Source organism: Qipengyuania proteolytica, from assembly GCF_019711565.1.
Classification (GTDB): Bacteria; Pseudomonadota; Alphaproteobacteria; order Sphingomonadales; family Sphingomonadaceae; genus Qipengyuania; species Qipengyuania proteolytica.
In genome coordinates this window covers 1,452,129-1,464,618 of sequence record NZ_JAIGNN010000001.1, presented here as the reverse complement: position 1 = coordinate 1,464,618, position 12,490 = coordinate 1,452,129, and the positions used below count along the sequence as shown (strand labels likewise).

Annotated in this window: 13 protein-coding genes; 6 read left to right on the top strand and 7 right to left on the bottom strand. The window is 64.9% G+C overall.

All coding sequences use genetic code 11. The features are described from left to right. The first annotated feature begins 51 nt into the window (after positions 1-51). Both K3172_RS07170 and K3172_RS07165 read left to right on the top strand, forming a co-directional pair. Positions 52-2,805 carry an ATP-dependent DNA helicase gene (locus K3172_RS07170; RefSeq protein ID WP_221588302.1) on the top strand — a complete coding sequence of 918 codons (2,754 nt, stop codon included), beginning with the start codon at positions 52-54 and terminating at the stop codon, positions 2,803-2,805. Continuing rightward, positions 2,802-3,329 carry a SixA phosphatase family protein gene (locus K3172_RS07165; RefSeq protein WP_221588300.1) on the top strand — a complete coding sequence of 176 codons (528 nt, stop codon included), beginning with the start codon at positions 2,802-2,804 and terminating at the stop codon, positions 3,327-3,329. Before K3172_RS07170 ends, K3172_RS07165 begins: the two co-directional genes overlap by 4 nt. A 100-nt stretch (positions 3,330-3,429) precedes the next feature. On the opposite strand, the gene K3172_RS07160 is transcribed toward K3172_RS07165, so the two are convergent. The 4 genes from K3172_RS07160 to soxR all read right to left on the bottom strand — a co-directional run bounded on the left by K3172_RS07160 (position 3,430) and on the right by soxR (position 6,541). Further along, positions 3,430-4,179 carry an SMI1/KNR4 family protein gene (locus tag K3172_RS07160; RefSeq protein WP_221588298.1) on the bottom strand — a complete coding sequence of 250 codons (750 nt, stop codon included), beginning with the start codon at positions 4,177-4,179 and terminating at the stop codon, positions 3,430-3,432. Between the two features lie 136 nt (positions 4,180-4,315). Continuing rightward, a complete protein-coding gene (locus K3172_RS07155; RefSeq protein WP_221588296.1) occupies positions 4,316-5,326 on the bottom strand; it encodes an amidohydrolase family protein in 1,011 nt (336 codons plus the stop codon). Between the two features lie 73 nt (positions 5,327-5,399). After that, positions 5,400-5,843: a pyridoxamine 5'-phosphate oxidase family protein gene (locus K3172_RS07150; RefSeq protein ID WP_221588294.1), complete on the bottom strand. Its 444-nt coding sequence runs from the start codon at positions 5,841-5,843 to the stop codon at positions 5,400-5,402. Positions 5,844-6,103: 260 nt separating this feature from the next. Then, positions 6,104-6,541 (bottom strand): redox-sensitive transcriptional activator SoxR, encoded by a 438-nt coding sequence (soxR, locus tag K3172_RS07145; protein WP_221588293.1) that lies wholly within the window; start codon positions 6,539-6,541, stop codon positions 6,104-6,106. 91 nt (positions 6,542-6,632) lie between these two features. Between soxR and K3172_RS07140 the strand changes: the two genes are divergently transcribed. Next, a complete protein-coding gene (locus tag K3172_RS07140) occupies positions 6,633-7,007 on the top strand; it encodes a VOC family protein (protein ID WP_221588291.1) in 375 nt (124 codons plus the stop codon). Positions 7,008-7,141: 134 nt separating this feature from the next. Next, entirely contained in the window at positions 7,142-8,398 is a 1,257-nt protein-coding gene (locus K3172_RS07135) for a Xaa-Pro dipeptidase (RefSeq protein ID WP_221588289.1), read from the top strand. Here K3172_RS07135 and K3172_RS07130 read toward each other — a convergent pair. From K3172_RS07130 to ubiA, 3 genes are read right to left on the bottom strand one after another with little or no spacing between them, the layout of a single operon-like run. After that, positions 8,373-8,696, bottom strand: a complete 324-nt coding sequence (locus K3172_RS07130) for an ArsR/SmtB family transcription factor (protein WP_221588286.1) — start codon at positions 8,694-8,696, stop codon at positions 8,373-8,375. The genes K3172_RS07135 and K3172_RS07130 overlap by 26 nt on opposite strands. Before the next feature lie 47 nt (positions 8,697-8,743). Then, entirely contained in the window at positions 8,744-9,364 is a 621-nt protein-coding gene (locus K3172_RS07125; RefSeq protein WP_221588284.1) for an SOS response-associated peptidase, read from the bottom strand. Then, positions 9,364-10,278 (bottom strand): 4-hydroxybenzoate octaprenyltransferase, encoded by a 915-nt coding sequence (gene ubiA, locus K3172_RS07120; RefSeq protein ID WP_221588282.1) that lies wholly within the window; start codon positions 10,276-10,278, stop codon positions 9,364-9,366. The genes K3172_RS07125 and ubiA overlap by 1 nt, the downstream gene beginning before the upstream one ends. A gap of 39 nt (positions 10,279-10,317) precedes the next feature. On the opposite strand from ubiA, the gene K3172_RS07115 reads away from it, so the two are divergent. Together K3172_RS07115 and K3172_RS07110 are read left to right on the top strand one after the other, a co-directional pair. Continuing rightward, complete coding sequence (locus K3172_RS07115) at positions 10,318-11,073, top strand: 16S rRNA (uracil(1498)-N(3))-methyltransferase (protein ID WP_221588280.1); 756 nt, start codon at positions 10,318-10,320, stop codon at positions 11,071-11,073. A 41-nt stretch (positions 11,074-11,114) separates the two neighbouring features. After that, positions 11,115-12,485, top strand: coding sequence for a glutamate--cysteine ligase (locus K3172_RS07110; protein ID WP_221588278.1), 1,371 nt, complete (start codon positions 11,115-11,117; stop codon positions 12,483-12,485). Positions 12,486-12,490: the final 5 nt, after the last annotated feature.

The window sequence follows — 12,490 nt, the reverse complement described above, 5'->3', positions numbered from 1 at the left end:
GCCCACGCAGCGGCTTGCCCCGCGTTCCTTTTGTGTTCTAACGGCGGAGGGGTGAGTGAGCCGCTGCCCCTCCCTGCCCTGCATGCCAGCCACGCCGGCACCTGGCTACGCGACCCGAACGGGCCGACGCGCGGCTGTTCGAAGGGCGAGGCGGTGATGGCGGCGGCCGACACGCCGCTGCTGATGATGAACGCACCGCTGGTGGCGAACCGGCTGGGCTATCCGGACCTCAACGGCCTCGACCTGCTCGAGCTGTTCGCCTTCGTGCACCCCGCAGAGTTCTGCGTGCCTACGCCCAAGGGGCTGGCGCATGCGCTGGGGCTGGACGAGCCGGCGGACGATGCCGACGTGCCGCTCCTGTTGCAGAAGGCCGCCGGCGCGCTCGTCGCGACCTGCGAGAGCGAGGCCTGGGAGCAGCGCGAGGGGGCGTGGTCGACGCTGCAATCGCTCGCCCGGCTGCGCTGGCCGTGGGCCGGCGTGCTCGCGCCGCATATCCGCCGGCCGGAGAAAGCGGAGAAGTGGCTCTTCACCAAGCTGCCCGAATGGGAAGAGACACCCGAACGCGCGCAGCCCCAGCAGGTCCTGATCGAGGAGGCCGAGATCGAAGGCCAGCTCGCCCGCTTGACCGGCGAAGGTGCCGAGCGGCGCGAGGGGCAGCGACTCTTCTCGCGCGACGCAGGCAGCATCTTCGCTCCGCGCGACCGGCAGAAGCGACCGCATGTGCTGCTGGCGCAGGCGGGTACAGGCATCGGCAAGACGCTGGGCTATCTTGCGCCAGCCTCGCTCTGGGCGAAGCTGTCTGGCGGGACCGTGTGGGTGAGCACCTATACCAAGAACCTCCAGCGCCAATTGCGCCGGGAAAGCGCTCGTGCCTGGCCCGCTGCGCGCCCTGACGGATCGCCGCCGGTCGTCGTGCGCAAGGGGCGCGAAAACTATCTGTGCCTGCTCAATCTCGAGGATGCGCTGCAGGGCGGCTTCGCGGGCAGGCCGGCAATCCTTGCCCACCTGGTCGCGCGCTGGGCGGCCTATTCGCAGGACGGCGACATGATCGGCGGGGACCTGCCCGGCTGGCTCGGCACGCTGTTCCGCAAGCGCGGGATCGCGGCACTGACCGACCAGCGGGGCGAGTGCGTCTATGCCGGCTGCCCGCATTACCGGAAGTGCTTCATCGAACGCAGCGCGCGGGCGGCGGCGCAGGCGGATCTGGTCATCGCCAACCATGCGCTGGTGATGGTCAACGCAGCGAGAGGCCGAGATCAAGGCGGCCGACCGACGCGGATCGTGTTCGACGAAGGGCATCACGTGTTCGACGCGGCGGATTCGACCTTCTCCGCCGTGCTCACCGGGCAGGAGGCGATCGAGCTGAGGCGCTGGATCGTCGGGCCGGAGAAGAATTCGCGCGGACGGCGGCGCGGCCTTGCAGCACGGCTCGCCGATGTGGCGAGCTATGACGATGCTGGCGGCGAGGCGGTGGAAGCGGCGGTCGAGGCTGCGCACGCCTTGCCTTCCGAAGGCTGGCTCGCCCGCCTGGCAGAAGGCGCGCCGCTGGGGCCGGTCGAGGAGTTGCTGGCGCAGGTCCGCGCGACCACCTTCGCGCGTGACGAGAGCGGTCTCGAAGCAGGCTACGGGATCGAAACCGAATGCGCGCAGCTGCCCGGCGAGCTGGTCGAGGCGGCTGGCACGGCGGCGCAGGCGCTCGCCGCGATCCGATCGCCGCTGCTCAAGCTTGCGGGGCGGTTGGAGGCGGTGCTCGAAGACGCGCCCGACTGGCTCGACGGGCAAGGACGCGCACGGATCGAGGGCGCGCGCCACTCGCTCGCGTGGCGGATCGACCTGATCGCCGCGTGGGAGGCGCTGCTCGGCCGGCTGGGCGGTCCGGCAGACCCGGAATTCGTCGACTGGCTGCAGGTGGATCGCAACGACGCGCGTGAATTCGACGTCGGGCTTTATCGCCACTGGCTCGATCCGATGAAGCCTTTCGCCAAGGTGGTGATGGAGTCGGCGCATGGCCTCATGATGACCAGCGCCACGCTTACCGACCGCGACGAGAGCGGACCGGACTGGGCCCACGCGATCGCCAAGAGTGGCGCGCCGCATCTGGAACTCAACCCGAAGACCGCGCAGGCCGACAGTCCGTTCGATTATGCCAACCGCGCCGAGGTGCTGATCGTCACCGACATCCGAAAGGGCGACATTCCCGCGATGGCGGGCGCCTATGCCCGGCTGATCGAGGCGTCGGGCGGAGGCGTGCTCGGCCTGTTCACCGCGATCCGCCGGATGCGCGCGGTCTATGGCCGGATTGCCGACCGGCTCGCACGGGCAGGCCTGCCGCTCTACGCGCAGCACGTCGATCCGATCGACACCGGTACGCTGACCGACATCTTCCGTGACGATCCGCGCGCCAGCCTGCTGGGCACCGACGCGCTGCGCGACGGGGTGGACGTGCCGGGCGAATCCTTGCGCTGCGTGGTCATGGAAAGCGTCCCTTGGCCGCGCCCCACCATCCTCCACCGCGCCCGCCGCGCAGCGGCTGCCGACCAGGAAGGCGGCGCGCAGCGCTATGACGACCGGATCATCCGCGCCCGCCTCGCCCAGGCGTTCGGCCGCCTGATCCGCAGCCGCGACGACGCGGGCCATTTCGTGGTACTGTCCAGCGCCTTTCCGAGCCGCCTCCTCTCTGCCTTCCCGGAAGGCACGCCCGTCATAAGGGTCACACTCGAAGAGGCTTTACAGCGCGTTGCGAAGGGTGTTGGAGGGACCCAGGAACGCGTCGAGCCCGACGCAGCGGAGAGCCAGTCATCGTGAAAATCCTCGGTTTGTTGCGCCACGCCAAGTCCGACTGGGGCCAGAGCGACAAGCGCGATTTCGACCGGGGCCTCAACGATCGCGGCCATCGCGGCGCACATGTGATCGGCGAACACATCCGCGCGCATGGCGTGAAGTGGGACAAGCTCATCGCGAGTCCGGCAGAGCGCGTGAAGCTTACGCTCGCCGATGCGCTGCCGGACATGGCTCCGCAATGGGACCAGCGGCTCTACCTTGCCGGGACCGACACGATCATGGACGTGCTGCGCGAGGAAGGCGGCGATGCCGACGCCGTGCTGCTGTCCGGCCACAACCCGGGCCTCGGCGACATGCTGTTCGAACTCGTCTCGCCCAAGAACGAGAACGAGCTCTACGACGAGGCGAAGGTGAAATTCCCCACCGCCGCCTATGCGGTCTACGAACTCGCCATAGACGACTGGTCCGACCTGCGCGACGGCTGCGGCACGCTGGTGCATTTCGCAAGGCCGCGCGATCTGGATGAGGATCTGGGGCCGGAATATTGACGAGAAAGTCCGCTTTCCAGCTTCGCTTTAGCTGCTGCTAGCGACCGGAAGTGGGTGGGAAGCGGACACCGCCATATAGCAAACCCGGTCCGTGCGCGTTTCAGGAGCGGCTGAGCCAATGTTCCATCATCTCAGCCAAGGATATGAAGGCAAGCGCGTAGATCTCGGAGGGCTGTAAGCCGTCCTCTTGCCAACGCGAGTTGCTCGAGAAGATCCGATCGGTCTCAAGATCGTAGTGATAATCCAGATTCTCGCTGGCGAGGTGAAGGTAAGAATCAGGATAGTTCACGGTTCCACAATAATCGGGCCCGCGTCTGCGAAAATCTTCGCTACCCGCTTTGATGAGCTGCACTGAATTAAGGCCCGAGAAGCCTAGCCCGAAACCTCCGTCGGCGATCGAATAGAGACGCCTCAAATCTTTGGGTACCGGTCGTCCTGCGAATTGCTCCAGCGCCTTCCAGTCTTTCTCGGACGGTGGCGGTTGCAAGGGCTTGGCACCGGGCGGGTCGGACGACACGGAGAATTGCTGCTCCGTTTCGAACAAATACTTCGTCTCGGGCGGTGTCTGCCCCCAAGCCCGCATCTGCGCGTTCATCGCGTCACGCATGGCATCGCGGCTCACGCGCCACTCAGCGATGTAACTCTCCACTTCGTCCGGTGACAGGGAAATGCCGTCCATAACGCTCGAGCGAACGATCAATCTGCGCGTCCACTCCTCCTCTCGTCTTTCGATTTCGGCAACCGGCAGTTCGATCCTCGATTCCTCGCGCGACGCCCCAAGATAGCGACGCTTGGGATCTTTGGCGCGTTCGGCAATGCTCTTGAGCAGTTCGTCGGATATGCCTGTCATGCTGTCTCCCTGTAGGAGCATCCCGGAAATAACAACGCCCTTGCTGTACGTCCGCAATCGGGTCGTTAGCGGACCGACCGCTCCTGGCACATTGCCACCTCTGGGAAATCGTCACGAAGTGGGTGGGAAGCAGTCGTTACCGTTCATGATGGCGGTCAATCTCCTGCTGCGAGAGCCGAAGGAATCTTGCCGCGTTGTTGTAGAGAATATCGCGCTTTTGCTCTTCGGTCAGGAAAGGAGCCGTCGTGATACTGTCCACGGCCACCTCGATGGCTTGCGGCCAGACCATCTGATCGCTGCCAAACATTATTCTTTTGCCGTAGCCTGCTTCGACGAGCCGGCGCAGATGCGCCCAAAACTCGGCACGGTTCACCCCGACATTATCAGCGGAGATGTCGACATAGACTTGGGGGTGCGAGTAAAGGATCGCGATCATCTCGTCGGTCAGTGGCATGCCTGCATGCATGACATAGACTCGCATTTTGGGGTGGCGGGTGAGGAGTTCCTCAAGCAGCATCGGATTGCCAAGTGAGGCACGATACTTGGGATATAACCAGTAGGGTCCGCCTGGCGCCCCATAGCCCATGTGTATGCCGACAGGGACGTCGAGACGCTCGGCCATCTCGTAGAAAGGCGCAAGGCTCGGATGATCAGGCGGAAGTCCACGATATTGCGCAGTCACCTCGGCAAACACGCTGGTCTCGCCGCTCGCCACCTGTCCTGCGAGCTGGGTCGCCCTAGTTTCCTGAGGGAGACCAGGGCCGTCGAAAAAGTTCTCAGCAGGAATAAACAGGTCCGGAGCGGCAGCGAGCCACTGCGCAACGATTGCACGCTCGCCGGAGATCACGCCAGAGACGATGTTGAAGCGCCGCATTTGGGCGATAGTTTCCACAAGCAACTCAGGGTCTGACTTAGGCGCTTCAACCATCACTTTGCATGTAGCTTGCGCCATGAAGTCAAAGGGTTTGGCGGGGTCTACACCATGCATGTCGATACCACGCGCGCCCAAACATCCGGGAGGCGGGTCGCCGCCGAACTCTTCGAGCGACCAGGCATGCATGTGCATGTCGATTATGGGTTGGGCCGGTCCTTGGGCCGATAGCGCTCCAGAGCTGACCAGTGCAAAGAATGAGATCAATCTGCCCATTGAGGCGCTCCCTGCCGGATGGAATGTCATTATGCCGGATCGACCACAGCTTGAGATGTCCAACAGCATGCGATCATGAAAGCAGAATGCCTTGGGGTTGCCACAGGCTTTCGTTTGGCCAGATACCCTTGCCCATCACTTCAAGCCGCTGCGGCAAAAGGCGGATCAGGGCCAGGTCTTTAGGGTAATCGGGCCAGTTCGCACGGTACTTTTCGCTCGGACCGTATTCTGAAATGGCTTCTGGGTCTGTATGAACCGAAGCCAAGCCTGTGAAGCTGGCGTAGAAGCTTCCCGCATGATTATTTGCGGTATCGTCAAACCCAAAGTGGAGGGCAGCTTTCGGATTTGCCGCAATCTGAAGTGTTTTCCGGCTTCCTCGGCGTGTCGCCATCCAAAGACTCCGATCATCTTTAGGGTCAGCTACACCGATTGGGCGTGCGCGGGGCATGCCATCCTCATCGATGGTCACCAATACGCCCACATAATCTTCATCAATTATGGCTCGGGCTGCTGCCATGATGAGTGCTGGTTCATCCACGCGATATAGGTCACTCGCGAAACCTTCGCGCGAAGCCTCCTTCGCTAGCGCAGGAAGGGCACCTGCAAGACCCGCTATAGGCCCCATCGAAAGTAGCTCTCGGCGTCTAACACCCATAGGACCTCCGCAAGAAATCCATCCAGTTAGTGTCTGCCCTTACAGGGGCAGGAAAAAGTTGGGTACCGCAAATATCATGCAGGCGATGTCGGCAATCGGGTCGTGAGCCGTCAGTCCGATTTTCAGCGCAGCACCCGCGGCCCGCTGCCCTTCTCGCCCCACTTGTCCTGCGCGTTGTAGAGCGCGCATTTCTTCAGGCTCAGGCAGCCGCAGCCGATGCAGCCGTCGAGGTCCTCGCGGACCTTCTCCAGCTGCGCGATCTGCGCGTCGATGCGCTGGCGGATCGTGCCGCTGATCCGTTTCCAGTCGGCGGCGTTGGGGGTGCGGCCTTGCGGCAGGCGGGCCATCGCCTCCTCGATCTCGCCGAGCGACAGGCCGAGCTTCTGCGCAATCATGATGAAGCTCAGCCGCCTTATGTCGCTGCGCAGGAAGCGTCGCTGGTTGCCGCCGGTCCGCCAGGGCTCGACCAGCCCCTTTTCCTCGTAATAGCGGATCGCCGAGACGCTGAGCCCGGTGCGCTGGGCAAGTTCGCCTATCGAGAGCAGGTCGTTCGCTTTCATCGATCTCACTGATAGCGAATTCAGGGCTTGACCTCAAGTTAGCTTGAGGTTGCATCAAGGTGTGCATCGCCATTCTAAGAGGAGATCATTCATGGCCACTGCACGACTGGAACATGTCAATTTCTCGGTCACCGACGGTGAGCGCAGCGCGAAACTGCTGCTACAGCTGACCGGCTGGCACCGCCGCTGGGAGGGGCCGTCGCTCGACAACGGGCGCTCCATCCACTTGGGCGACGATCAGGCCTATGTCGCGATCCATACCAGTCCGCGCATCGCCGGCGGCTTCGCCAAGAGCGTGCCGATGAACCACATCGGTATTGCCGTGGACGATCTCGACGCCGCGGAAGCGGTGGTGGTCGAACACGGACTGAAGCCCTTCAGCCATGGCCAGTACGAGCCCGGGCCGAAGAGTTTCTACTTCCTCGACTGGGACGGCATCGAATTCGAGGTGGTCAGCTATGAATGAGATCATACCGCGCGAGTCGCTCTTCGTCTTGCCGCCCCATCGCCCGAAGCAGCCTGAAACGGCGAAGGAGCCAGCTCCTTATTCCCAAACGCCGCGCGTTGTGTATCGTCCCGCCTGACTATCAGGGGACGACCATGCATCGACTGCTTCTTGCCGCCACCGCCCTCACCCTAGCGACGCCGCTTGCGGCGGAGACGGTGGCGGTCACTGCCGACCGCCTGCTCGACGTCGAAAGCGGGCGGTATATCGAGAACCCGGTGGTGGTGATCGTCGACGGCAAGATTACGCGGGTCGACTCGGGCGGAGCCGTGCCCGAGGGCGCAAAGCGGATCGACCTTGCCGGCCATACGCTGCTGCCGGGCCTGATCGACATGCATGTCCACCTAGACGGGCGACCCGAATACGGCGGCTATTCCGGCCTCCAGTTCACCGACAATTTTGCGACTGTGCTGGGCGTTGTGAATGCCGAGCGGATGCTGCGCGTCGGCTTCACCACCGTGCGCAATGTCGGCGACGGCAATTACAACGTGAAGGCCATCGACCAGGCGATCGAGGAAGGCTGGCTGGCGGGACCGCGCATCGTGACGGGCAACTACGCGCTCGGCGCAACCGGCGGGCATTGCGACGAGACCTACCTGCCGCCCAGCTTCGGGGCGAAGAGCCCGGGCGTCGCCGACACGCCCGAAGACTTCCGCGTCCGCGTGCGCGAGCAGCGCAAATACGGGGCGGAGGTGATCAAGGTCTGCGCCACGGGCGGCGTCTTCAGCCGCAACACCGAACCGGGCCAGCAGCAACTGCACGAAGAAGAATTGCGCGCCATTGCCGAGGAAGCGCACTTCTGGGGCCTCAAAGTCGCCGCCCATGCGCACGGCGCGGCGGGGATCAAGGCGGCGATCCGCGCCGGGATCGACACGATCGAACATGCGAGCTTGATCGACGATGAGGGCATCCGGCTCGCCAAGCAGCGCGGCACCTGGCTCAGCATGGACATCTACAACACCGACTACACCCAGCGCACCGGCAAGGCGAACGGCGTGCTGGAGGACAACCTCCGCAAGGACCGCGAGATTGCACAGATCCAGCGCGACAATTTCCGCAAGGCGCATGCAGCCGGCGTCGGCATGGTCTTCGCCAGCGACGCGGGCGTGATGCCGCACGAGGAAGTCGGCGGACAATTCGGCGTCATGGTCGAATACGGGATGTCGCCGCTGGAGGCGATCCGCGCAGCGACGTTGAATGCCGCGCAGGCGCTGGGCCAGACCGGTCAGGTCGGCGTGGTGAAGCCGGGCGCCTGGGGCGATCTGATTGCCGTGTCGGGAGATCCGCTGGCCGATGTCGGCGAACTGGCCGACGTCGATGCGGTGGTCAAAGGCGGTGTGCTGGTCGAGTGACCGGCGCACCGTGGAACCCGGCGAGCGCAGTCATCGGCACATCCTCGAACCGGCCGAGCCAGCGGCGCGCCATCTTCGCGAGCGGCATGGGATTGAGGTAGTGCCGCTTGCAGCGCCCGTCGCGCTCGCTCGCCACCAGTTCGGCAGCCTCAAGCACGGCGAGGTGCTTTGCCACCGCCTGGCGCGTTATCGGCAGGTCTTCGCACAGGTCGGAAAGCGTGAGCCCACCCTCCTCGCTCAGCCGGTCCAGCAGGAGCCGGCGCGTGGGATCGGAAAGGGCGACGAAGGTGTCCGTCATGACGCCGAAGCTAGGCACGGGTGCCCGAGTCGCTCAAGTTTCGGGGCCTAGAGCAGCGAGACTTGTCCACGGCCGGACCACGGCACCCCCGTGCGGTCGAGCGTGAGTTCGCCCGCCCACGGCCGGCAGAGCGCCTTCGCTTCGTCCGGCGAGCCGCCGGTCCATGTGCCCCACTCGCCCTCTGCCAATAGGACCGGCATGCGCGTGTGGACCTCTGCCGCGCGCCCCGCGGCGTCGGTCATCACCATCGAATAACAATCGCCCCATTCGTCTGAAGTGCGCCAGACGCCGGCCACGGCAAACATCTCCGCATCGGGCCGCGAGAGCCAGCTGCGCGTCTTGCCGCCCGACGGCCCTTCCGCTTCCGCCCATGCGGTCACCGGAATGAGACAGCGCCGCTCCTCGAAACTGTAGCGCCAGAAGAAGCTGTCGAGCTTGTCGGTGCGCGCATTGTTCACCGGCTTGGGCTTCGGCGGCTGGCCACTCTTACCCTTCATCACCAGGGGGAAGCCCCAGGTCATCTGCCTGACAGCACCGTCGGCCACCACCGCCCCGGGGTAGCCGGGAAAGACCTCCTCGCCGAAATTCGCGCCGCCGAGCTCGTTGACCGCCGCGAACCACTTGGCGACCTCGTCGGTGGTCTTGGTCATGCGGTAGAGGTTGCACATCAGGCGTTACCGACCACGAAGCAGGCCAGCGCGACGAGCGCGCCGGTCCAGCGGTTGGAACGGAAGCGATCGAGCGGGTTCGCAGGGTCCTTCGTATCGAGCGTCGCGACCTGCCAGGCGAGATGCCCGGCAGCCGGGACGAGCGCCAGCAGTGCGACCCAGTCGGCGCGATAGAGCCAGAAGGCGAGTGCCCACAGGCCGACCGCGCCCGCGTAGAAGAGGGCGACGCCACCCTTGACCCGTCCGCCCAGCCGGAGCGCCGAAGAGCGGATGCCGACCAGCGCATCGTCCTCGCGGTCTTGCAGCGCGTAGATCGTGTCGTAGCCGATGACCCAGAGCGCCGCCCCGCCATACATCGCCGCGAGCGCGTCCCAGTTATCGGCGCGCAACTCGGTCCAGCCGACCAGCAGACCCCAGGTGAAGACCAGCCCGAGCCATGCCTGCGGCCACCAGGTGATCCGCTTCATGAAAGGATAGGCGGCCACCAGTGCGATGCTCGCCAGCGCCACGCCCTGCGCGAGCGGGCGCAATTGCAGCAGGACGACGAGACCGACGAGACACAGCGCCAGCAGCCAGCACCATGCGAGCTTTTTCGACACTCTACCGCTAGCCACCGGACGCGTAGCGGTGCGCGCGACCTGCCGGTCGAGATCGGCGTCGACGAGGTCATTGTAGACGCATCCCGCGCCTCGCATCGCGATGCTACCGAGCAGCAGCCAGCCGAGCAGCGGCAACTGCCAGCCCGCGCCGGTCAGCCACACGCCCCAGGCGCAGGGCCAGAACAGCAGCCACCAGCCGATCGGCCGGTCAAACCGTGCCAGCTGCGCAAGATCGCGCGGCAGCTGCGGCAGGCGCGCGACGATTCCGCGATGCTCGCTGTCGGGGACGATGTCGGGTGACGCGGTTTCGCTCATGACTTGCTCCCTAACCGCCGCCGTGCCACCTGCAAAGCCATGCCCGCTACCCCCGCCTGGCCGCCCAAGAGCGCACCGCGCCTGTTTATCGAGGACGAGCTCGGAGCGGGTCGGTCAATCGCCATCGAGGGCAATCAGGCGAATTACCTCGCCCGCGTGATGCGGGTGAGCGAGGGCGACGCCGTAATCCTCTGCGACGATCTCACCGGCGAATGGGCCGCCCGGGTCGCGCAGGTCGACAAGCGCCGCGTCAATCTGGAGGTCGAGCAGCATTTGCGCCCACGCGAGCCGGTGCCCGATTTCTGGCTGGTCCCGGCGCTGCTCAAGAAGGACCGGTTCGACCTCGTGCTCGAAAAGGCGACCGAACTCGGCGTTGCCCGCATTGCGCCGATCGTGACGCGGCGCTGCGTCGCGGACAAACTCAATGCCGAACGCGCGGACGCGATCGTGACCGAGGCTGCCGAGCAATGTGCCCGCACGGCGCTCCCCGAAATTGCCCTTGTGGTAAAGCTCGAAGCCCTGCTGCGGGACTGGCCGCAGGAGCGCCACCTGTTCTTCGCCGACGAGGAAGGCGGCGAGGCGGCTGCCGATGCCTTTTGCTATGCCGAGGGGCCCGCTGCCCTGCTGGTCGGCCCCGAAGGCGGCTTCGACGATGCCGAGCGTGCCGCGATCAGGGCGCATCCCGCGTCGGTCGCGATCAGCCTGGGGCCACGAATCCTGCGTGGAGAGACAGCCGCCATTGCCGGCATATCGGTCTGGATGGCGGAAGCCGGCGACTGGTTCGGCGAAGAATAAATCGCTTCCCTCCCAAGGTTCCGTTTTCTAACGCCACCGGCATGAGCACGCGCGACACCTCCGCCAAGGATGATCCTATCATCGAGTCGCGCGACCAGCTGGTCGCCCCCATGCAGCAGGGCGAAAAGCCAAAGGACGCCTGGCGTATCGGGACCGAGCACGAGAAGCTCGTCTACTGCCGCAAGACGTTCAAGGCACCGTCCTATGACGAGCCCGGCGGCATCCGCGACATCCTGATGGCCCTGACCGAGTTCGGCTGGGAACCGGTGGAGGAAGGCGGAAAGGTGATTGCCATGCGCGGCGATGACGGCACGGTCAGCCTCGAGCCTGCCGGACAGCTCGAACTCAGCGGCGCGCCGCTCGAAAACCTGCACCAGACCTGCGCCGAAACCGGCCGCCACCTCGCGCAGGTGAAGGAAGTGGGCGAACGCTTCGGGGTCGGTTTCCTCGGCCTCGGCATGTGGCCCGACAAGACCCGCGAAGAGCTGCCGATCATGCCCAAGGGCCGCTACGAGATCATGCTGCGCCACATGCCGCGCGTTGGGAGCCTCGGTCTCGACATGATGCTGCGGACCTGCACGATCCAGGTGAACCTCGACTATTCGAGCGAGGCGGACATGGCGCACAAATTCCGCACGAGCCTTGCGCTCCAGCCGCTTGCCACCGCGCTGTTCGCCAACTCGCCCTTCACCGAAGGGCAACCCAACGGCTACCTGTCCTACCGCTCGCACATCTGGAGCGACACCGATCCGCACCGCACTGGCATGCTGCCCTTCGTGTTCGAGGACGGCTTCGGCTACGAGCGCTGGGTCGACTACATGCTCGACGTGCCGATGTATTTCGTGTTTCGCGAAGGCAAGTACATCGATGCGGCGGGCCACAGCTTCCGCGATTTCCTGCAAGGCAAGCTTAGTGTGCTGCCGGGCGAGAAACCGACGGCAAGCGACTGGTGGGACCATTTGTCGACCGCTTTCCCCGAAGTGCGCCTCAAGAGCTTCCTCGAGATGCGCGGCGCGGATGGCGGGCCGTGGAGCCGCATCTGTGCCCTGCCCGCCTTCTGGGTCGGCCTGCTTTACGATCAGACCGCGCTCGATGCGGCGTGGGATCTCGTCAAGCACTGGACCATGGAAGAGCGCGAAGCCCTCCGCAATGCCGTGCCCAAGCTGGCGCTGGCCGCGGACATCCCAGGTGGCGGCAAGTTGCGCGATCTGGCGAAAGAGGTTCTCGCCATCGCCCGCAGTGGCCTCGCCGCGCGCGGCAAGCTCAACAGCTCGGGCGACAACGAGACCGGATTCCTGGAAACGCTCGACGAGATCGTCGCCAGCGGCAAGGTCCCGGCACAGGTCCTGCTAGATCGCTACAACGGCGAATGGGGCGGCAATATCAATCGCGTCTATAAATACAGTTTCTGAACACG

Excerpts from the sequence above, each read along its gene's own strand:
- K3172_RS07160 (WP_221588298.1), bottom strand. The coding sequence starts at position 4,179 with ATGACAGGCATATCCGACGAACTGCTCAAGAGCATTGCCGAACGCGCC.
- K3172_RS07155 (WP_221588296.1), bottom strand. The coding sequence starts at position 5,326 with ATGGGCAGATTGATCTCATTCTTTGCACTGGTCAGCTCTGGAGCGCTA.
- K3172_RS07150 (WP_221588294.1), bottom strand. The coding sequence starts at position 5,843 with ATGGCAGCAGCCCGAGCCATAATTGATGAAGATTATGTGGGCGTATTG.
- soxR (WP_221588293.1), bottom strand. The coding sequence starts at position 6,541 with ATGAAAGCGAACGACCTGCTCTCGATAGGCGAACTTGCCCAGCGCACC.
- K3172_RS07140 (WP_221588291.1), top strand. The coding sequence starts at position 6,633 with ATGGCCACTGCACGACTGGAACATGTCAATTTCTCGGTCACCGACGGT.
- K3172_RS07135 (WP_221588289.1), top strand. The coding sequence starts at position 7,142 with ATGCATCGACTGCTTCTTGCCGCCACCGCCCTCACCCTAGCGACGCCG.
- K3172_RS07130 (WP_221588286.1), bottom strand. The coding sequence starts at position 8,696 with ATGACGGACACCTTCGTCGCCCTTTCCGATCCCACGCGCCGGCTCCTG.
- K3172_RS07125 (WP_221588284.1), bottom strand. The coding sequence starts at position 9,364 with ATGTGCAACCTCTACCGCATGACCAAGACCACCGACGAGGTCGCCAAG.
- ubiA (WP_221588282.1), bottom strand. The coding sequence starts at position 10,278 with ATGAGCGAAACCGCGTCACCCGACATCGTCCCCGACAGCGAGCATCGC.
- K3172_RS07115 (WP_221588280.1), top strand. The coding sequence starts at position 10,318 with ATGCCCGCTACCCCCGCCTGGCCGCCCAAGAGCGCACCGCGCCTGTTT.
- K3172_RS07110 (WP_221588278.1), top strand. The coding sequence starts at position 11,115 with ATGAGCACGCGCGACACCTCCGCCAAGGATGATCCTATCATCGAGTCG.